Origin of the sequence: Streptomyces sp. GB4-14 (assembly GCF_022696125.1) — a bacterium.
GTDB classification, from domain to species: domain Bacteria; phylum Actinomycetota; class Actinomycetes; order Streptomycetales; family Streptomycetaceae; genus Streptomyces; species Streptomyces werraensis.
Map to the genome: position 1 here is coordinate 2,798,566 of NZ_RZHO01000002.1, position 19,611 is coordinate 2,818,176.

General features: G+C 73.3%; 19 protein-coding genes. 7 read left to right on the plus strand and 12 right to left on the minus strand.

Features of this window, described 5'->3' with window-relative positions:
* Window positions 1-116: 116 nt before the first annotated feature.
* Entirely contained in the window at window positions 117-878 is a 762-nt protein-coding gene (locus tag ELQ39_RS13895) for a MerR family transcriptional regulator (protein WP_225625509.1), read from the minus strand.
* Between the two features lie 100 nt (window positions 879-978).
* Here ELQ39_RS13895 and ELQ39_RS13900 point away from each other — a divergent pair, with 100 nt between their 5' ends.
* Both ELQ39_RS13900 and ELQ39_RS13905 read left to right on the plus strand, forming a co-directional pair.
* Window positions 979-2,265 (plus strand): ion channel protein, encoded by a 1,287-nt coding sequence (locus tag ELQ39_RS13900; protein WP_242592065.1) that lies wholly within the window; start codon window positions 979-981, stop codon window positions 2,263-2,265.
* Window positions 2,266-2,320: 55 nt separating this feature from the next.
* Window positions 2,321-3,730, plus strand: a complete 1,410-nt coding sequence (locus ELQ39_RS13905; RefSeq protein ID WP_242592066.1) for a glutamate decarboxylase — start codon at window positions 2,321-2,323, stop codon at window positions 3,728-3,730.
* Window positions 3,731-3,840: 110 nt separating this feature from the next.
* Here the strand turns inward: ELQ39_RS13905 and ELQ39_RS13910 are convergent, their stop codons facing one another.
* The 3 genes from ELQ39_RS13910 to ELQ39_RS13920 form a co-directional block, all read right to left on the minus strand.
* Window positions 3,841-4,482: a helix-turn-helix transcriptional regulator gene (locus ELQ39_RS13910; RefSeq protein WP_242592067.1), complete on the minus strand. Its 642-nt coding sequence runs from the start codon at window positions 4,480-4,482 to the stop codon at window positions 3,841-3,843.
* Between the two features lie 79 nt (window positions 4,483-4,561).
* Entirely contained in the window at window positions 4,562-6,022 is a 1,461-nt protein-coding gene (locus ELQ39_RS13915; RefSeq protein WP_190004755.1) for an aldehyde dehydrogenase family protein, read from the minus strand.
* Between the two features lie 123 nt (window positions 6,023-6,145).
* On the minus strand, window positions 6,146-6,970 hold the full coding sequence (locus ELQ39_RS13920; protein ID WP_242595607.1) for a helix-turn-helix domain-containing protein: 825 nt from the start codon (window positions 6,968-6,970) through the stop codon (window positions 6,146-6,148).
* 386 nt (window positions 6,971-7,356) lie between these two features.
* Here ELQ39_RS13920 and ELQ39_RS13925 point away from each other — a divergent pair, with 386 nt between their 5' ends.
* A complete protein-coding gene (locus ELQ39_RS13925; RefSeq protein ID WP_190004754.1) occupies window positions 7,357-7,842 on the plus strand; it encodes an ATP-binding protein in 486 nt (161 codons plus the stop codon).
* A gap of 87 nt (window positions 7,843-7,929) precedes the next feature.
* Here ELQ39_RS13925 and ELQ39_RS13930 read toward each other — a convergent pair whose 3' ends face one another.
* Window positions 7,930-8,214, minus strand: a complete 285-nt coding sequence (locus tag ELQ39_RS13930; RefSeq protein ID WP_190004753.1) for a DUF397 domain-containing protein — start codon at window positions 8,212-8,214, stop codon at window positions 7,930-7,932.
* Between the two features lie 404 nt (window positions 8,215-8,618).
* Here ELQ39_RS13930 and ELQ39_RS13935 point away from each other — a divergent pair, with 404 nt between their 5' ends.
* Complete coding sequence (locus ELQ39_RS13935; RefSeq protein ID WP_242595608.1) at window positions 8,619-9,128, plus strand: hypothetical protein; 510 nt, start codon at window positions 8,619-8,621, stop codon at window positions 9,126-9,128.
* Window positions 9,129-9,254: 126 nt separating this feature from the next.
* Here the strand turns inward: ELQ39_RS13935 and ELQ39_RS13940 are convergent, their stop codons facing one another.
* Complete coding sequence (locus ELQ39_RS13940; RefSeq protein WP_242592068.1) at window positions 9,255-10,388, minus strand: DUF2786 domain-containing protein; 1,134 nt, start codon at window positions 10,386-10,388, stop codon at window positions 9,255-9,257.
* Window positions 10,389-10,475: 87 nt separating this feature from the next.
* On the opposite strand from ELQ39_RS13940, the gene ELQ39_RS13945 reads away from it, so the two are divergent.
* Both ELQ39_RS13945 and ELQ39_RS13950 read left to right on the plus strand, forming a co-directional pair.
* Window positions 10,476-11,222 carry a Clp protease N-terminal domain-containing protein gene (locus ELQ39_RS13945; protein WP_242592069.1) on the plus strand — a complete coding sequence of 249 codons (747 nt, stop codon included), beginning with the start codon at window positions 10,476-10,478 and terminating at the stop codon, window positions 11,220-11,222.
* A 63-nt stretch (window positions 11,223-11,285) separates the two neighbouring features.
* Window positions 11,286-12,980 carry a bifunctional 3'-5' exonuclease/DNA polymerase gene (locus ELQ39_RS13950; RefSeq protein WP_242592070.1) on the plus strand — a complete coding sequence of 565 codons (1,695 nt, stop codon included), beginning with the start codon at window positions 11,286-11,288 and terminating at the stop codon, window positions 12,978-12,980.
* On the opposite strand, the gene ELQ39_RS13955 is transcribed toward ELQ39_RS13950, so the two are convergent.
* Both ELQ39_RS13955 and ELQ39_RS13960 read right to left on the minus strand, forming a co-directional pair.
* Window positions 12,962-14,812, minus strand: a complete 1,851-nt coding sequence (locus tag ELQ39_RS13955) for an AfsR/SARP family transcriptional regulator (protein WP_242592071.1) — start codon at window positions 14,810-14,812, stop codon at window positions 12,962-12,964. The two genes, ELQ39_RS13950 and ELQ39_RS13955, sit on opposite strands and share 19 nt — an antisense overlap.
* 226 nt (window positions 14,813-15,038) lie before the next feature.
* Window positions 15,039-15,836 carry an AfsR/SARP family transcriptional regulator gene (locus ELQ39_RS13960; protein ID WP_242592072.1) on the minus strand — a complete coding sequence of 266 codons (798 nt, stop codon included), beginning with the start codon at window positions 15,834-15,836 and terminating at the stop codon, window positions 15,039-15,041.
* A 109-nt stretch (window positions 15,837-15,945) separates the two neighbouring features.
* Here ELQ39_RS13960 and ELQ39_RS13965 point away from each other — a divergent pair, with 109 nt between their 5' ends.
* The gene (locus ELQ39_RS13965; RefSeq protein ID WP_242592073.1) at window positions 15,946-16,272 is read left to right on the plus strand and encodes a hypothetical protein; all 327 of its coding nucleotides are present in this window, start codon (window positions 15,946-15,948) and stop codon (window positions 16,270-16,272) included.
* A gap of 38 nt (window positions 16,273-16,310) precedes the next feature.
* On the opposite strand, the gene ELQ39_RS13970 is transcribed toward ELQ39_RS13965, so the two are convergent.
* The 4 genes from ELQ39_RS13970 to ELQ39_RS13985 all read right to left on the minus strand — a co-directional run bounded on the left by ELQ39_RS13970 (window position 16,311) and on the right by ELQ39_RS13985 (window position 19,608).
* Window positions 16,311-16,988: a response regulator gene (locus ELQ39_RS13970; RefSeq protein WP_242592074.1), complete on the minus strand. Its 678-nt coding sequence runs from the start codon at window positions 16,986-16,988 to the stop codon at window positions 16,311-16,313.
* 99 nt (window positions 16,989-17,087) lie between these two features.
* A complete protein-coding gene (mslH, locus tag ELQ39_RS13975; RefSeq protein ID WP_242592075.1) occupies window positions 17,088-18,410 on the minus strand; it encodes a lasso peptide C-terminal Trp epimerase in 1,323 nt (440 codons plus the stop codon).
* Window positions 18,407-19,132: a DsbA family protein gene (locus tag ELQ39_RS13980; RefSeq protein WP_242592076.1), complete on the minus strand. Its 726-nt coding sequence runs from the start codon at window positions 19,130-19,132 to the stop codon at window positions 18,407-18,409. Before ELQ39_RS13980 ends, mslH begins: the two co-directional genes overlap by 4 nt.
* 2 nt (window positions 19,133-19,134) lie before the next feature.
* A complete protein-coding gene (locus ELQ39_RS13985; RefSeq protein WP_242592077.1) occupies window positions 19,135-19,608 on the minus strand; it encodes a MauE/DoxX family redox-associated membrane protein in 474 nt (157 codons plus the stop codon).
* Between the last annotated feature and the right edge of the window lie 3 nt (window positions 19,609-19,611).

Here is a 19,611-nt window from a genome sequence, read left to right on the forward strand (position 1 = left end):
CCAGGTTCCGCGGGGGTACCCAGGATGCACTGTGCCCCGCCCCGGGGAAAGCCGCGAGCCGGCGCCGTAGGGCAATCGCCGCTGGTCGTGGCCCGGTGCGGCCGGGCCACGACCGGTCAGGCGGTGTGCCGTACGGCGTTGGCGAGGATCGCGTCCCGCATGTACGCGGCCAGTCCCGGCCTGGCCTGGTCGATGTTGCGCGTGAACCGCTCGTCGTTGACGTACATCTCGCCCAGGCAGGTGTGCATCTCGTAGCCGCAGTCGTAGTGGTTGCGGGAGATGCCCTGCCGGTGGTCCTCGGCGACGTCCATCGCCGCCTCGGAGTCCGCCGGCTCGCCCGCCTCCATCAGGGCGACGAAGCGCCGGGTGAGCTCGTCGGCCTCGTTCTGGATCCGCTGCCAGTCCTCCTTGGTGTAGGAGGCCGTCCGCTCCCGCGACTGGCGGTAGGCGTCGGTGTCGCCCCAGCGCTCCTGGACCTCCTCCTGGTACTGGTCGGGGTCGAAGTCGCCGAAGACCTCGAACTTCTCCTCGGGCGTGAGGTTGATTCCCATCGTGCGTGCCTCCAAGGCCTGTTCCACGGCCGCCGCCATCTTCTGCAGCCTCTCGATCCGGGCGCTCAGCAGCTCGTGCTGGCGGCGCAGATGCGCCCGCGGGTCCGCGTCCGGGTCGTCGAGCAGCGCGGCGACCTCCTCGAGCGGGAAGCCGAGCTCGCGGTAGAACAGGATCTGCTGCAGCCGGTCGAGGTCGGCGTCGCTGTAGCGCCGGTGCCCCGCGTGGCTGCGTTCGCTCGGCACGAGCAGGCCGATGGCGTCGTAGTGGTGCAGGGTGCGCACCGTGACGCCGGCGAAACCGGCCACCTGTCCCACGGACCAGCTCATGTCCGCTCCTTTCCTTGCGCGCTCCAGGCTGGGTCCTCACGCCACGTGAGGTGCAAGCGGGTTACCGGTTTATCCCTTTCGTCCCCTTTATCGTGTGCGCGTGGCCCAGGACAGCACGCAGCCGGCGCCCGGCACCGCCCCGGCGGCCTCGGCACGCGCTCTTCTGCCGACCATCGTGCCCGCGCTGCTGGTCGGCGTGGTGACGAGTCTGGTCCTGCTGGGGGTGAGCGCGGCCGCCGAGGAGCTGCAGCACGCGCTCTGGCAGGACCTGCCGGACGCGCTCGGCGTCGGGCGTTACTCCGTGGCGTGGATGTTCGCGATGCTGACCGCCACCGGTGTCGCGGTCGGGCTCGTGGTGTGGAAGGTCCCCGGGCACGCGGGACCCGATCCGGCGACCACCGGCCTGGAGGCGCCGGTGCTGCCGCTCGCGGTGCTGCCGGGGCTGCTGCTGGTGACCGCGCTGGTCCTGGCCGGCGGCCCCAGCCTGGGACCGGAGAACCCGATCATCGCCGTGAACGTGTCGCTGGCGGTGTGGTTCGGCGCCCGCGCCTTCCCGGCGACGGCCCGGCGGGGCTGGGTGGCGCTGGCGGAGGCGGGCACCATCGGCGCGCTGTTCGGCACGCCGGTCGCCGCCGCGCTGGTGATCTCCGAGGCGCTGGCCGGGCAGCGCGTCAAGGGACAGCTCTGGGACAGCCTGTTCGCACCGCTGGCCGCGGCCGGGGCGGGAGCGCTGACGACCACGCTGGTGTCGGAGCCGAGCTTCGACCTGCACCTGCCGCCGTTCGGGGGGCCCGGCTGGGCCGACCTGCTGGCGTCGCTTGTGGTGGCCTCGGCGGGCGCGCTGCTCGGCATGTGCGCCGTGTACGCCTTCCCGTACGTGCACGGCGCGTTCCGGCGGCTGCGGCACCCGATGCTGATGCTCCCGGCCGGCGGCGTGGTCCTGGGCGCGCTCGCCGCCCTGGGCGGACACCTCACCCTGTTCAAGGGACTCGACGAGATCGCCGAGCTGGCCGCCGACCCCGACGGCTGGACGGCCGGCGAGTTCGCCGTGATAACGGTGGTGAAGCTGGCCGCGCTGCTGGTCGCCGCGTCCTGCGGCTTCCGCGGCGGCCGGATCTTCCCGTCGGTGTTCGTGGGGACCGCGCTCGGCCTGTGCGCGCACGCCCTGGTGCCCGGCGTGCATCCGGCGGTCGGGGTGTCCGCGGCCGTCCTGGGCGTGCTGCTCGCCGTCACCCGGCAGGGCTGGGTGAGCCTGTTCGTCGCGGCCGTCCTGGTCGCCTCCCCCGGCATGCTCACCCTGCTCTGCCTCGCCTCCCTGCCCGCCTGGCTGCTCGTCACCGGACGCCCGCACATGCAGCTGCGGCCGGACGGGACGGCCGTCAGGTGACCCCCGCGCCCCCCGGCGGCCCCGCCCAGGGCCGCCCGACTCCCACGGAGGAACCATGCCGCTGCACCCCGGTCGGCCGGCCGGCGAGCGACCGATGTCCGTCAACCCCGTCCTGGGGCCCGCCAACCCGGTCGGGGGAATGACCGAGGCGCCGCCCAGGCACCGGCTGCCGGACGGCCCCATGGCCCCGTCGACGGCGTACCAGCTGGTGCACGACGAGCTGATGCTGGACGGCAACGCCCGGCTCAACCTGGCCACCTTCGTCACCACCTGGATGGAGCCGGAGGCCGGGCGGCTGATGGCGGAGTGCCGCGACAAGAACATGATCGACAAGGACGAGTACCCGCGCACCGCCGAACTGGAGCGGCGCTGTGTGGCGATGCTCGCCGACCTGTGGAACGCACCCGACCCGGCCGCCGCCGTGGGCTGCTCGACCACCGGGTCCAGCGAGGCGTGCATGCTGGCCGGCCTGGCCCTGAAGCGGCGCTGGGCACTGCGCAACGCCGGCCGTTACCCGTCGCGGGAGGCCCGTCCCAACCTGGTGATGGGCGTGAACGTCCAGGTGTGCTGGGACAAGTTCTGCACCTTCTGGGAGGTGGAGCCCCGTCAGGTGCCCATGGAGGGCGACCGGTTCCACATCGACCCGGCGGCCGCCGCGGAGCTGTGCGACGAGAACACCATCGGGGTCGTCGGCGTCCTCGGCTCCACCTTCGACGGGTCCTACGAGCCGGTCGCCGAGCTGTGCGCGGCCCTGGACGACCTCCAGGAGCGCACGGGCCTCGACGTCCCGGTGCACGTCGACGGCGCGTCGGGGGCGATGATCGCGCCGTTCCTCGACGAGGAGCTGGTGTGGGACTTCCGCCTGGACCGGGTGGCGTCCGTCAACACCTCGGGGCACAAGTACGGACTGGTGTACCCGGGCGTGGGCTGGGTGCTGTGGCGGGACGCGGCGGCGCTGCCCGAGGAGCTGGTGTTCCGGGTGAACTACCTGGGCGGCGACCTGCCCACGTTCGCGCTGAACTTCTCCCGGCCGGGCGCCCAGGTGGTGGCGCAGTACTACTCCTTCCTGCGGCTGGGCCGGGACGGCTACCGCGCGGTGCAGCAAACCGCGCGGGACGTGGCCATGGGACTGTCCGCGCGGATCGAGGCACTCGGCGACTTCCGGCTGCTCACCCGCGGCGACGAACTGCCGGTGTTCGCGTTCACCACCGCGCCGGACATGACGGCGTTCGACGTGTTCGACGTGGCGCGGCGGCTGCGGGAGAACGGCTGGCTGGTGCCGGCGTACACCTTCCCGGCGAACCGTCAGGACCTCGCGGTGCTGCGGGTGGTGTGCCGCAACGGCTTCTCCGAGGACCTCGCCGACCTGTTCGCCGAGGACCTGACCCGGCTGCTGCCGGAACTGCGGAGCCAGCCGCACCCGCTCACCCGGGACCGGAACGCGGCGACCGGGTTCCACCACTGAGCCGTCGGTCCGGCTCCCGGGCGGACGGGAGCCGGACCAGTTCGACGGTGATCGCCGCGTCGGACGCCGGAACCCCCTTCGTACCCGCGACCCCCACTCGTCAGACTTGCTTACTCGGTGTCCCCCGCGTGCCGCTGTCCCGTCGCGTACGGGTTCTCCTCGCCCTCGGCGAGCACGCCGACGAACGGCTCGCCCTCGCCGGCGAAGGTGTAGGCGCCGCCCCGGACGCGCGCGATGAGGCCGCGTGTCCACGCTGCCCCGGTGTCCGCCGAGTGGAGCCAGAAGTCCATGATCTCGCCGATGTGCCCCAGCCGACCGGGCCCGCCTTCGGGGACGTAGTACTCCGTGACCTCCTTGCGCCACTCCTCGATCGACGCCAGCCGGCGCTCCAGCAGGGCGAGGGCCTCCTCGCGCTCCAGGTCGACCATCAGGCCGAGCCCCGCCGAGAGCACGTCCGGCTTCTGGTCGTAGGAGGTCAGCGCCTCGCGCAGCAGCCGGAAGTACTCCTCGGTGCCCTGTTCGGTGACCTCGTACTCGGTGCGCGGCGGGCCGCCGGCCGTGGAGGGGGCGGTCTCGTGCGCGACGAGCAGCCCCTGCTTGGCCATCTGCTTCAGCGCGTGGTAGATCGAGCCGGGCTTGGCGTTGGACCACTCGTGCGCGCCCCAGTACTCCAGGTCGTTGCGCACCTGGTAGCCGTGGGCCCGCCCGTGCTGGCGCACCGCGCCGAGCACGAGGAGACGGATCACTGACATGCCGACCAGCGTAGGCCGCGCCCGGGCTGCGCCGGGAGCGGCCTGCGCGAACGCACCGGACGGCTCGGAACCGGACGGCTCAGAACGGGAAGCCGCTGCGGCCGTGCTGCACGGAGATCCACTTGGTGGTGGTGAAGGCGTCCAGCATGGTGTCGCCGTTCAGCCGGCCCACGCCCGAGTGCTTCTCACCGCCGAAGGGGACGATCGGCTCGTCGTGCACGGTGCCGTCGTTGACGTGGAACATCCCGGTGTCGATCCGCTTCGCGAACCGCACGCCCCGCTCCACGTCCCCGGTGTGCACGGCGCCGCTGAGTCCGTAGGGGGTGTCGTTCACCAGGCGCACCGCCTCCTCCTCGCCGTCGAACGGGACGAGGAAGGCGACGGGGCCGAAGACCTCCTGCCGCAGCAGGGCGGAGTCGGCCGGCAGCCCGGTGACGACGGACGGCTCGAGCAGGTTGTTGCTGCGTCCACCGCGTACCAGGGCCGTGGCGCCCTCGGCGAGGGCCTGCTCGACGACGCCGGTGAGGGCGTCCGCCTGCCGGGCGTTGATCACCGGGCCGATGACGGTCCGCGGGTCACGCGGGTCGCCGGCCTTGAGCGTACGCACCTTGGCGACGAACTTCTCGGTGAACTCGTCGGCCACCGCCCGGTCGACCAGGATGCGGTTGGCGGCCATGCAGACCTGGCCCTGGTGGACGTACCGGCTGAACACGGCCGCGTCCACGGCGTAGTCCACGTCGGCGTCGTCCAGCACCACCAGCGCGCTGTTGCCCCCCAGTTCCAGCACCGCGCGCTTGAAGAGCGAGGCGCAGACGGTCGCGACGTGCCGGCCGACCTCGTCGGAGCCGGTGAAGGAGATGACCTTCGGCACCGGGTGCTCGATGAAGGCGTCGCCTATCTCCGCGATGTCGGTGATCACGACGTTGAGCAGCCCGGCGGGCAGCCCCGCGTCCTCGAAGAGCTTCGCGACCAGGGAGCCGCCGACGACCGGGGTGTTCTGGTGCGGCTTGAGCACCACGCCGTTGCCCAGCGCGAGCGCGGGCGCGACGGACTTCAGCGACAGCAGGAAGGGGAAGTTGAACGGGCTGATCACGCCGACCACGCCGACCGGCTCGCGGTAGACGCGGTTCTCCTTGCCGTCCACCGGCGAGGGGATGATCCGCCCCTCGGGGGCCAGCGCCAGGTGCACCGACTCGCGCAGGAACTCCTTGGCGAGGTGCAGCTCGAAGGCGGCCTTCAGCCGGGTGCCGCCCAGTTCGGCGACGATCGCCTCGGCGATCTCCTCCTCACGCTCCTCGACCAGCCGGAGCGCCTTCTCGAACACCGCGCGGCGGGCGTAGGGGTTGGTGGCCGCCCATTCCTTCTGCGCGCGGGCGGCCGCCCGGTACGCCTGGTCGACCTCGTCGACTGTGGCGATGGTGATCGACGCGAGCTTCTCGTCGTCGTACGGGTTGAAGTCGATGATGTCCCAGGAGCCGGTGCCCTGGCGCCACTCACCGTCGATGTACTGCTGAGCCAGGTCGGTGAAGTACGACGACATGCGATCCCTCGATCCCTTGCTGCGTCAGCAGAAACACGATCAGCACACCGGGGCGTGATCGAACGTCATCGTACTTGTGTGCAAAGGGAGTTGAAGGGGGCCTTGAGACAACCGGGGTCGCCCTCAGGACAGCTGGAGCAGCCCCCGGAGCAGGTCCCGGCTCTCGTCGGGACCCGGGCTGTCGTGCTGCAGCTCCTTGAGCGCCTTCTCGTACTGGGCCACGTCCTCGGGCTTGTCCAGGTAGAGCGCGCTGGTGAGCTGTTCCAGGTACACCACGTCCGAGAGGTCGGACTCGGGGAAGCTGAGGATGGTGAAGGCGCCGGACTCCCCGGAGTGACCGCCCATGCTGAACGGCACCACCTGGAGACGGACGTTGGGCCGCTCGGACACGTCGATCAGATGCTGGAGCTGCCCGCGCATCACCGCGCGGTCGCCGTAGGGCCGGCGCAGCGCCGCCTCGTCGAGCACCACGTGGAACTCGGGGGCGTTCTCCGCGACCAGGTACTTCTGCCGCTCGAGCCGCAGCGCCACCCGGCGCTCCACGTCGGCGTCGCTCGCGCTCTTCATGCCGCGCCGCACCACCGCGCGGGCGTACTCCTCGGTCTGCAGCAGTCCGTGCACGAACTGCACCTCGTAGGCGCGCAGCAGCGAGGCCGCGCCCTCCAGGCCGACGTAGGTGGGGAACCAGCTGGGCAGGACGTCCGAGTAGCTGTGCCACCAGCCCGCCACGTTGGCCTCCTTGGCGAGGGAGACCAGCGAGGCCCGCTCCTGCTCGTCCGTGATGCCGTACAGCGTCAGCAGGTCTTCCACGTCCCTGGTCTTGAAGCTCACCCGGCCCAGCTCCATCCGGCTGATCTTCGATTCCGAGGCGCGGATCGAGTAGCCCGCGGCCTCGCGCGTGATCCCCCGCGCCTCACGCAGTCGCCTGAGTTGTGATCCGAGCAGCATGCGCCGCACCACCGATCCCGGCTCTCCCGCGCTCACGTTCGACAGCCTCCCCAACGTCTTCAGGGCCCGCAGTCTGCCACTAAAACACTCCGAGCAGTACTCACCCGATTACACAAACGGAATTCGTCCGCTCGATCCGGTCAGGAAGCAGCACGGAACGGGCACCCCGACGCAACGAGGGGACAAGAGAACAGCCAGGAGAAGACGCGGGATGACGGAAAAATTGCCCAACAAACCAGAACGGCAGGGCTGATTTCGGTCAGCTGCACGTGCATCTGCCCTTGCATCTGCTGTGCGCATCCGAAACCATGGTCCCCGCACCACCGCCGCCTCGCTACGACCGCGAATTCCCGGGAGTGCCTCGCATGGGGACGAATGGATCGACCATGCTCGAGCCGTTACGGCAGGGCCTTCCGCCGCTGAACCTCGCGGCCGCCTCGGACGCCGCCTCCTGCGCCCTGCACGCCCGTTACGAAGCGGTGCGCGAGGCACGGCACTTCACCCGGGGCACCCTCGACCAGTGGCACCTCGGGGACCGCTTCGACGACGTCTGCCTGGTGGTCTCCGAACTCGTCACCAACGCCCTGCGCCACGCCCTGCCGGCGAACACCCCGCACCTCGCCGCCCCGGAGCCCCCGGTGCGGCTGCACCTGATGCGGTGGACCGAGCGGCTGGTGTGCGCGGTGCGCGACCCCAGCGACGAGGGCCCGGTCACCCGGGAGCCGGAGGATCTGTCCGAGGACTGCTCCGCCGAGTCGGGGCGCGGACTGTTCCTGGTCGACTCCTTCAGCGACAGCTGGGGCTGGCACCCGCTGGCCGGCGCGCTCAGCGGCAAGGTGGTGTGGGCGCTGTTCCGGCTCCCGCGGCCCTGATCTCCGTACGGCACACGCGCGTGCCGCTTGTCTACGCGCGTCACGCCTGACAGGGCGGCTGACCGCGGGAGCCGGGGCCCTCCGCGGTCAGCCGGCGACCAGGTGGTCGAACTCCCCGTCCTTCACACCCAGCAGCATGGCCTCGATCTCCGCACGGGTGTAGACGAGCGCGGGGCCTTCGGGGAAACGGGAGTTGCGCACCGCGACCTCCCCGCCCGGAAGCCGGGCGAACTCCACGCAGGACCCCTGCGAGTTGCTGTGCCTGCTCTTCTGCCAGGCCACACCGTCCAGCCGCGCGGCCGCCATGCCGTTGTACACGCCGGTCGCGCCGGCACCGTCGTGCCCGTCACCGTCGTACACGTCGTGGTCCACAGGTCGCTCCCCGCTGGTGCACTGGCTGGTGTGGCCATTGATGCAGTGGTCAACTGACCCGGATCATAGCTCCGTTCACGTGCATATGCATGAGCGGATGCACGTGCACGAGGGGTGTCGGGGCGGTTACAGCCTCACCGGCCCCGCGGTGCCCGCCTTGACGGAGGTTCGACCGAGCCCCGCTGCCTTAGAGACGCACGCGGGTGCGTTCCTGTTCCCTCATGTGCCCTTCCGATGGGCGGGCGGTGATGTGTTCAGGGCGGGCCGACGGCGATGGTGCGAGGTCCGTCACGCAGCCCTGGCCGGGCGCGGGGCGGTTCCTGTTAGCTGACACCGGTCGTCCGGCCGCCCGGGCCGGCGCCAGGGAGGGGACAGCGGTGACTGTGGAGGCTTCGGTGGAGCAGATGGGTCCGGCACGCACGCGCGCGGGGCGTTCCGGGCGGGCCCGGTGGACGGCCGCGGCCGTGGGGCTGGCCGGCGCACTGACCCTGACGGCGTGCGGCGACGGCGGCGGTTCGGACGACTCCTCGGCCACGCCCACCCCGGCCGTCACACGGACCGCGGACTCCGGCGGCGGCACGGGCGGCTCCGACGGCGCCCCCGGCGGCCTCCAGGGCAGCTGGCTCACCACCGCGGACGGCAAGGCGGTGGTCCTGATGGTCAACGGCGAGGAGGCGGCCCTCTTCGCCACGGGCGGCACGGTGTGCAGCGGCACGGCCAAGGGCGACACCGAGCCGACGATCACCCTGAAGTGCCCGACGGGCGACGGCGGCCGCACCAAGGGGACGGTGACGTCGGTCGACGGGAAGTCCCTCACGGTCACGTGGGAGGGCGCGGCGGGCGAGGAGACGTACACCAAGGCAGAGGGCGGCTCACTGCCTCCGGGGCTGCCGACGGAGGGCCTGGGTTCGTAGGACGCGGCCCGCCGCCGTCCGCGGAGCACCTCCCCCGCTCGAGCGGAGCCGCGAGCGGGGGAGGGTGGGCGCAGCCGGCGCCCCCGGTCGGCGACGCACAGCGCCCGACGACCCTGCGGCCCCGGGTCAGGGCAATCGCTTCCGCCCCCGCACCTGCGCCGCGTCGGCCGCCCGACTCCCTTCCTCCCACCCCGCCGCATCACTCACCCCGCGCAACCGCGTGGTGGTCGTCTCCGGGAACAGCCGGTCCATCCGCTCCCCCACAGCGACCTCGCGCGACGCCAGCACCGGCAGCAGATCCTCCCCCACCGGCACCTCGGCCGCAGCCGCCGCCAACCGCACCCCCACCCGGTGGGCGTACGCAGCCAGGAAAGACTGCCGAAACGTCTTCGTCCGCTTCCGCCCACCCGCCCGCTGCGCCGCCTCCGCCCTGGTCATCGCACCGGTCGCCTGCACCAGCAGCGAGGTGTAGAGCAGCTCGACCGCCTCCAGGTCGGAGGCGAACCCCACCACGGTCGAAAAGCCGAACGCCTCGTTCCACACCGCCCGGCAGTGGTTCGCGGCGGCCACCGCGTCCAGCAGCACCGCCTTGGCCTGCTCGTACGGCGGGTCCACCCCGATCCGGACGGCGTCCGGCCCCTCCGTGACGGCTGCCCGCGCGGCGAGCAGCGCCTCGTCGACGCTGTGCCGCGCCATCAGCTCCTGCGCCTTGGCGCTCAGCGCCTCCGCCTCCTCCGGGAACCCGGTCGCCTCGGCCTTCGCCAGCAGCGCCCGGATGCGCCCGAGCATCCGCGACTCCGGCTTCCGCTCCCGCCCACCGGGCGGCTCCCCCGCCCCCGCCGCCTCGTCGAGCGGCTCCAGCGCGGGCAGCCGCAGCAGCAGCCGGTACAGCTCCAGAACGGCGGTGGCGTACGAGAACCGGTCAGCGCGCGCAGCCGCCTCGGAGGTCGGCAGCCCGGCGACCTGCGCCTCCCAGCGCGCCCCCCGCACCCGCCCGTCCCGCAGGGCCTGGGCGCGAATCAGGGACCCGGCCAGACGGGCGTGCGTCTCGTCCAGCTCCCGCCGCACCACCCGGACGACGTCCGCGGGCTGCCACCCCCGCTGCCAGGCGGACGCGACGAGGTCCTCGCCGCGCCGGGCGAGCTCGGCATCCGCGGCGGGGTCGGCGGCGAGCAGGGAGGCCCCCGTGTCGAGGGTGTCGTCGCCCGTGTCGTAGAGGGCGGAACGGAAGGCGCGGTCGACGGTGCCGGACGTACTCACAGGGCCGATCGTGCCACGCCGCGTCCTGTCACCCCGAAGTGTCAACGACGGGTTGACACTCCGGGACTGTCAACTTACGGTTGACACATGACGAACCCCGCCATCAAGTCATCCGTCCGTCTCGACGACCTCATCGCGGCCATCAAGACGGTCCACGACGAACCGCTCGAACAGCTCCAGGACGCGGTGCTCGCAGGCGAGCACCTCGGCGACGTCGCGGACCACCTGATCGGCCACTTCGTCGACCAGGCCCGGCGCTCCGGCGCCTCCTGGACCGACATCGGCAGGAGCATGGGCGTCACCCGGCAGGCCGCCCAGAAGCGCTTCGTCCCCCAGGGGGGCAACGACCTCGACCCGAACCAGGGCTTCGACCGCTTCACACCCCGCGCCCGCAACACGGTCATGGCCGGGCACAACGAGGCGCAGGCCGCCCGCAACGCCGAGATGGTTCCCGAGCACCTGGTCCTCGGGCTGCTGGCCGAACCGCAGGGCCTGGCCGTCAAGGCGATCACCGAGCAGGGCGTCACCGTGGACGCGGTCCGCGAGGCCGCGCGCGCGGCGCTGCCGCCGGCCGCCGAGGCCGCCCCGGAGCTGGTGCCGTACAACTCTGCGGCCAAGAAGGTGCTGGAACTGACCTTCCGCGAGGCGCTGCGCCTCGGCCACAACTACATCGGCACCGAGCACATCCTGCTCGCCCTCCTGGAACACGAGAACGGCACCGGAGTGCTGAGCGGCCTCGGCGTCACCAAGGACGCCACCGAGCGGTACGTGGCCGGCATGCTCGCGCAGTACGTGGAGACGAAGACGGGGGACGAGCCGGCGCAGGAGGGCTGACCCACAGCGGCCCCACCCGCTCCCACCAGGCCGTTGTCACACCCTCCTGCGACACTCGCGTACATGGCCGGCCGGTGGGTGCTCGCTCCGGCCGAGGACGGTGGCGTGGACGTCGCCCCCCTCGGCCCGGACGGGCTGCCCTCCGGCCCGGTGCGGCGCGAGGCGGACCTCGCCGAGGCCGTACGGAGCCGTCCGGGCGTCGCCCGGTGGGTGTGGCGGTCCACGGCCGAGGTCTACCCGCGTCTGCTCGCCACGGGGGTGCGAGTGGAGCGGGCGTACGACGTCGAGGCCGCCGAGACCCTGCTCCTCGGCCACGAGGGGCGGTACGGGGAGCCGCGTTCGGCCGCGGCCGCGCTGGCCCGGCTGCGCGGCGGACCCGTGCCGCCCGACCCGCCGCAGCGGCCGGCGGAGCCGGGCGCCCAGTCGTCGCTGTTCGACCCGCGGGCGGCCCCGCTGCCGCCGGCCGACCTGCTCACGGTCTACGCCGAGCAGCAGCGGCGCATCGACGCCACCGCGCACCCCGACCGGATGCGTCTGCTGACCGCCGCCGAGTCGGCGGGCATGCTGATCGCCGCCGAGATGAACCGCGCGGGGCTGCCCTGGCGGGCGGACGTGCACCGCGCGCTGCTGCACGACCTGCTGGGCGAGCGGTACGCGGGCGGCGGCGAGCCGCGCCGGCTGGCCGAGCTGGCCGACGAGGTGTCCGCCGCCTTCGGCCGCCGGGTCCGGCCCGACCTCCCGGCCGACGTGATCAAGGCGTTCGCGCAGGCCGGGATCAAAGTGACGTCCACGCGCCGCTGGGAGATCGGGTCGGTCGACCATCCGGCGGTGAAGCCTCTGCTGGAGTACAAGAAGCTGTACCGGATCTGGGTCGCGCACGGCTGGTCCTGGCTGCAGGACTGGGTGCGCGACGGCCGCTTCCGCCCGGAGTTCCTCGCGGGCGGCACGGTGACCGGCCGCTGGGTCACCCACGGCGGGGGCGCCCTGCAGATCCCCAAGGTGATCCGCCGCGCGGCGGTCGCCGACCCCGGGTGGCGGCTCGTCGTCGCCGACGCCGACCAGATGGAGCCGCGCGTGCTGGCGGCGATCTCCCGTGACCCCGGGCTGATGGAGGTGGCCGGCCGGGAGAGCGACCTCTACCAGGCGGTGTCCGAGCGTGCCTTCTCCGGCGACCGCGACCGCGCCAAGATCGCCGTCCTGGGCGCGGTGTACGGGCAGACCTCCGGTGACGGCCTGAAGAACCTCGCCGCACTGCGCCGCCGCTTCCCCCAGGCCGTGGCGTACGTCGACGAGGCGGCGCGCGCGGGCGAGGAGGGCCGGCTGGTCCGCACCTGGCTGGGCCGCACGTGCCCGCCGGCCGCGCGGACGACGGACGACGCGGTGGAGGAGGCCGGCATCCCGGTGGCGGGCGACGAGCCGGACTCCGAGGCGGCCCGCGCGTGGACCCCCGGTTACGCCTCGACCGACGCCCGCGCCCGGGGCCGTTTCGCCCGTAACTTCGTGGTGCAGGGCAGCGCGGCCGACTGGGCGCTGCTGCTGCTCGCCGGCCTGCGCCGGGCACTGACCGGCATGGCGGCGGAGCTGGTCTTCTTCCAGCACGACGAGGTGATCGTGCACTGCCCCGAGGAGGAGACGGAGGCGGTGACGGCGGCGATCCGCGAGGCCGCCGAGCAGGCGGGGCGGATCGCGTTCGGGGAGACGCCGGTGCGGTTCCCCTTCACCACGGCGGTGGTGGAGTGCTACGCCGACGCGAAGTGACACCCCGCCGGGGAGTGCGCGCAGGGCTCCGCCGCCCGTTCGCGGGCGTAGTCCCGCACGAGGTCGTACGGCTCGAAGCGCCCGTACGCGGTCTCCTCCAGCAGGGCCACGTCCGCCAGCCGCTCCAGCGCCGCCTCGGCCCGCGCCTCGTCGACACCGGTGAGGCGCGCCAGCGACGGGGCGTCGCAGAAGGGCAGGCCGAGGGCGCCGATGAGGCGCAGGACGAGGGCCGCGTCCTGGTCGGAGCGGCGCTCGGAGGCGGTGAGGGCGTCGAAGGCGGCGTCGAGTGAGCGGCGGACGCCGAGGTCGTCGTAGTCGAGGAGGTCCAGCCTGCTGTCGGCGGAGGCGAGCTGGACGGCGAGGTCGTCCGGGGTGAGGGCCCGGCGGGCGGCGAGCCGGGCCGCGACGACGCGCAGCGCCAGCGGGAGCCGGCCGGTGAGGGCGACCAGCGGATGCCGGGCGGTGATCCCGTCCCGTCCGGACGCGGCGCGCAGCAGCGCGGCGCTCTCCTCGTCGCTCAGCGGCCGGAGGGGGAAGCGGGCGGCGCCGTCGAGGGCGGTGAGGGGCGACCGGCTGGTGACGACGACCCCGCACCCGGGACCGGCGGGCAGCAGCGGCCGCACCTGGGCGGCGCTCGCGGCGTCGTCCAGCACGAGCAACGTGCGGGTGGGGGCGAGCAGGGACCGCAGCAAAGCGGAGGCGGCGTCACGGTGTTGGGGGACGCCTTCGGAGGGGACGCCGAGGTCGCGGAGGAGTGAGGCGAGGGCCTCCTCGACGGTCAGGGGCGTCGAACCGGGCTCCGTTCCCCGCAGGTTGAGGTGGAGCTGACCACCGCTGAAACGTTCCTGCAGGCCGTGCGCGACGTGCAGCGCGAGGGCGCTCTTCCCGACGCCGGCCGTCCCGCTGACGACGACGGCGCCGGCCGCGTCCGTCCCGGAGAGCGCCCGGGCGATGCTCTCCCGGACGTCCGCCCGCCCGACGAAAGGGGCCGGCGCGGGCGGCAGTTGCGCGGGCCGCACCCACCGGGACGCGCCGTCCCGCGTCCCGCTCCCCCGCAGCACCTCGACGTGCGCCTCGCGCACGGGCCGCCCCGGCTCCACACCGAGTTCGTCGGCGAGCCGGGCGCGCAGATCACGGTGGACGACGAGGGCCTCCGCCTGACGGCCGGTGCGGTGCAGGGCGAGCATGAGCTGACGGTGGTAGGCCTCCCGCAAAGGATGCTCGGCGGCCAGGGCGGACAGCTCGGGCACGAGGTCGGCCAGGCCGTCGTCGCCCAGGGCGAGTTCGGCGTCGTAGCGCCACTCGTGGAGCAGCAGCCGCGCCTCCTCCAGGCGGCGCGCGAGGGCGTACCCGCCCACCTCGGGCGCCGGTCCCCCCAGCGGACTGCCCCGCCACAGCCCGAGCGCGGCCCGGCACTCGCGGCGCACCCGCTCCCAGTCGCCCTCGGCGCGGGCGGTACGTGCGGCGGCGACGTGGGCGTCGAAGACCTGGACGTCCAGTTCGCCGTCGTCGACGCGGAGGACGTACCCCGTGGGCACGGTGAGGAGCCGGCCGGGCTCGTCGAGGAGGCGGCGCAGCCGGGCGACGTGGTTGTGCAGCGAGGGCAGCGCGGAGACGGGCGGCGCCCCGCCCCACAGGGCGTCCTTCAGCACCTCGACGGAGACGACCCGCCCGGCGTCGAGCAGCAGGACGGCGAGGAGGGTACGGAGCTTCGGGCTGGTCACGGGGAGGACGGGGGTGTCACCGTGCCGCCCGGGCACACCTCCCGCCGGCTCACCGCCGTAGAGAACAGGCGTTCCCAGCAGTCCGAAGCGCAGCCCGCGCCGTGTCACGCCGCACCACTGCCTTCCGGGTGACCGAATGGGTATCCGTTGGCCTCATGTTAGCCATCCGTTGGCAAGGTTTGATGTGATCACTACATCGGATCCGGCTCGGGGGTGCGCGCGTGGGACGCGCAACTCGGGGGAGTGTCGCCGTCGGCCGATCCGCTTCACGAGGCCCCCCGGTCGCCAGAGGTGAACGACCGGGGCCTCGTTCCCTTCCGGCCCCCGTACCCGGTCAGCCCGCCCGCACCGGCCCCTCCGTGGCGGCGAGCCCTTCGACCGCCTGCTTGTGCTCCTTCGGGTACCTGTCGGCGCCCGGCACGGCCAGCGCGACGCGGAACTGCTCCCGCGCCTCGGGCGGGCCGCCCGGCCGAGGCGTAGGTGCGGCCCAGCCGTAGAGGGCGCGCATGCGCAGCGCCAGCATCGACTCGTCGTACCGGTCGGCCTCGGGAAGACGGGCCGCGTCGTCCAGGGCGTCGCCGTACCGCCCGAGGTCGACCAGACACGAGAGCCGGGCCAGCCGCAGGGTGCGCCGCCGCTCCAGGAGCCGTTCCCGCTCGGCCGCGGCGAACGGCCCGGAGAGCTGGGCCAGCGGCTCACCCCGGAACAGCGCGAGGGCGTCGGTCAACTGCTGTGCCGCTTCGGCCGGATCCCCGCTCGCCTTCGTCCGCAGCGCCCGGTCGCCCAGCTCGGTGAGGTCCGCTAGATCGAGGCGGACGTCGTCCAGGACGAAGCGGTACCAGCCCTTCCCGCTGCGGATCACCGACTCCGTGTGGCGGGTCCCCGCCCGGTCGAGCGTCCTGCGCAGCGGATTGACATGACTGGCCAGCACCTTGGTGCCGGACGCGGGCGGGTCGGCTCCCCAGACGCCGTCGAGCAGGTGCTCGTGGCTCACCACGGCGCCGTCCCGGAGCAGCAGGGCGGCCAGCACGGTCTGCCGTCTGACGGGCCCCAGGGCCAGAGGGCTTCCGTCCCGCCACGCCCGCAGCGGGCCGAGCACCTCGATGCGCAGCCGCTGAGAATTCCCGCCCAACCCGAGCCTCCGCTCCCGCACTTCATCGCCGGTTCATCAGCATTGCAGCACCTGCGGACACAGTGACCGGTGCGAACGCGCACAACCCGCACATCCGAAGGGACCCACGTTGACCGGAGCGGAACTGGTGGCCACCGCGCTGACCACAGGAGCGGCGGCCGGACTGACGGGCCCGGCCCGCGGAACCGTCCACGACCTGCACGACGCGCTGAGGCAGGCGGTCCGCCGACGCCTGACCGCCCCCGGCAACACGGGCGGCCCCTACGGCCTCCGTGTCCTCGACGCCCACGCGACGGACCCGGACGTATGGGGAACCCGGCTGCTCCGCGTCCTCGTCGCCTGCGGTGCGGGAGAGGACGAGGACGTCCTCCGGGCGGCCCGCGCACTCCTGCGCGCGGAACGCGGCCCGGCCGCCCGGGCGGCTGACGCGCCCTGAGGACCGCCCTTCGCGCGGCCGGAACCGCCGCCCCCTGATCAGGCCGGCGGCAGCCCGCGCTCGGCGATGCCGCTCTCGTAGGCGACGATGACCAGCTGGGCGCGGTCGCGTGCGTTCAGCTTGGAGAGCAGGCTGCTCACGTGGGTTTTCACGGTGGGCAGGCTGATCACCAGGTGGTCGGCGATCTCCGCGTTCGACAGGCCCTTGGCGATCAGCACGAGCACCTCCTGTTCACGCGGGGTGAGGCCGACGAGCCGGGGGGCCGGCCGGGCGGCCGTGTCCTGGTGGGAGAAGTTCGCGATGACCCGGCGGGTGACCGAGGGGGCCAGCACGCCCTCTCCGGTGGCGATGACGCGGATGCCCGCGACCAGGTCGTCCGGCGAGGCGTCCTTCAGCATGAAGCCGCTCGCCCCCGCCTGGAGGGCCGGGTAGACGTACTCGTCCATGTCGAACATCGTGAGGGCCAGCACCCGTACAGCCGCCAGCGACGCGTCGGAGCAGATCTCGCGAGTGGCGGCGATCCCGTCCATGACGGGCATCCGCAGATCCATCAGGACGACGTCCGGCGTCAGTTCACGGGCGAGCGCGACGGCCTCGGCGCCGTCCCTCGCCTCCCCCACCGTCTCCATGCCGGGAGTCGAGTCGACGAGGACCCGGAAGCTCCCGCGCAGCAGCGCCTGGTCGTCCGCGATAAGGACCCGGACCGCCTCGGCCATTCCGCATCCCTCGTACCTCGGGTCGCCGCCGGGCCCGGCGGTCCGACGCCTCGTCAGCCTGCCCCCGGCACACCCTATCGGCCGGGCCGGCGGCCGCCGTCAGGTTTCCGCCGCCACCAGTTCCCCCGTCCCGTCGTCCCCGACGGTGACGGTGACGCCGTAGGGCTCCGCGAGCCGCGCGAAGTCGGTGAGGATCTCCTTGGCGTCGACCGGACCGGCCGCCCGGGGCCGTCCCCGCCGGTGCACGGGCTGCCCGAAGCCCAGGTCGACCGGGTGCAGCCGGGCGCCGGTGAAAACCCCGTCGTCGAAGGTGAGCACCGGCACGAGCGACTGCCAGTACCGGCGGTGCGGGGCGAACATCCGCCGGCCGTGGGCGGTGATCCGCTCGAAGTACCCGCCGGGGGTGAGGGCCTCGTCCGTACCGGCCCGCGCATAGTCCTCGAAGGGGATGCGGTCGGCCAGTTCGATCTGGCTGACGATGTTGCCCAGGCTGTGGAAGACGGGCCGGCCCCGGTGGAGTTCCACCCCGCGCAGCATGTGCGGGCCGTGTCCGACCACGGCGTCGGCGCCGGCGTCGATCACCGCGTGGGCGAAGTCCCGCAGGAACTCGGCGGGGGTCTCGGGTGTCGGGCCGGGTTCGTGGGAGTGGACGCTGACCAGGACCAGGTCCGCGCGGCGGCGCGCCTCGGCCACCCAGCGGGTGATGTCGTGGACGTCCCGGGGGTCGCAGGCGGTGGTCAGGCCCGGGGTGTCCGCGGTCTCGAACCGGGTGCCGAACAGCGCGAGCCGGCCCGGTCCGGGCATGGCGGGGTCGAACCCGAGCAGGGTGCGCGCCTCGGTCCGCCGGGACCGCAGCCCGGTGGCGCCGTCGATCTCCCGCAACACCTCCAGCTGCGCATCCGTCACCCGGAGCGTCGCGCTGTGCCGCAGCGGGCTGAGTCCCGGCCGGCCCGGCAGGTCGGGGGACGGGGCGGCGGCCTGTTGCCCGTCCCGGAAGGTGGCGGTGCACGCGATCAGCGCCAGGCTGCCGGCCGGCCGGTCCACGTAGGCCGGGCGCCGGGCCGCGGTGAGGTCGGCGCCGATCCCCGCGAACCGCACCCTCTTGGCGCGCAAGAGGTCCACCGTGCCGAGGACGCCCTCCGTGCCGAGGTCGAGGGCATGGTTGTTGGCGCAGCTCAGGGCAGAGAAGCCCATCGCCGCCACATCGTCGAGAACGGCGGGGTCCGCGATCAGGCCGCCTCCGCTGGCCGCGTCGGGTACGGGGTGGCCGCGTCCGGTGGCGGGCGCGACCTCCAGGTTGGTGAAGGCGAAGTCGGCCGTGTGCAGCACCTCGCCCAGCCGGTCGGCGGAGGGGTCGGAGGTGAGCGGCGCACCCCGCGTCATCATGCAGTCCCCGGTCAGGGCCACGGTCAGGCGGCTCATGAACGGCTCTCCTCCACCGCTCGCACGAATGCCTCCGCCCGGTCGGGTCCGGAGAGCTCCACGCGCTTGCCGGCCACCTTCACGGTCGGGGTGAGAGCCACCCCGCGGGAGGCGGCGACATCGGACACGTACGTCACCCAGGGCCGGTACGTGCCGTCGCGGACGCACCGCTCGAAGGACGCGCCGGTGATGCCGACGTCCCGGCCGAGGGCGACCAGGCGGTCGGTGTCGAGTCCGGGGCCCTGCTCCGGCGGCTGCTCGTCGAACAGCGCCGCCGTGTAGGGCTCGAACCGGTTATGGTCCGCGGCGCAGGCGGCGGCGGACGCGGCCCGGGTGGAGTAGCCGGCGGGCGCGCTGCGGTCGTCGAGGAAGGCGACCGGATGGTGGACGACGCGCACCTCTCCGCGTTCCTGCATCTTCCTCAGTTCGGGCGCGAGGGCCTTCTCGGTGATGCGGCACTCGGGGCAGAGGTAGTCGAGGTAGAGGTCGACGCGGACCGGCCCCTCGGACATGACGAGTCCGGCCCGGTCGGCGGCCACGCCGGCGGGGACCTTCTCGGGCGCCTCGCCGGGCTCGGTGTCGGTGGCCCGGACGAGGCCGGCGCCGACGAGCGCGGCGCCGGCCACCGTGACCACCGCCGCGAGCGACACCAGCACAGTGCGGCGGCGCCGCCGGCGCCGGTGCACCATGTCCCGGACCTGGGCGTCCGTCGACGGCTGCATGTCTATCGCTCCTTCGTCTCCAGGACCCAGCGGTCCAGGGCGTAACGGGTTCGCGGGCGGGTGATCAGGAACGCGGCGGCGCCGAGGAAGGCGAGGTCGCGCGCGATGTCGACGGCGTAGCCCCGTTCCGCACCGCCGGTGAGGGTGCCGCCGCTGCTGAAGCAGCCGCAGTCGATGGACATCCCGCGCGCCCACACCGAGGCGATGGCCGCGATGTACGTGACCATCAGCAGGGCGGTGACGGCCGCCACGGCGCGGGTGGCGAGCCCGGCGAGAAGCAGCAGGGCCAGCGCCAACTCGACGAACGCCACCGCAGTGCCGACGAGTTGTGCGCTCTCCTCGGGGACGAGCTGGTAGAGGGCGACGGTACGGCCGGCCTCCGTGAGGTCCTGGACCTTCACCCAGCCCGCGTAACCCAGGACCGCCGCGAGGACGATCCGGGCCGCGGTGCCCGCCCATGTCCGCACGAACGTCACGGC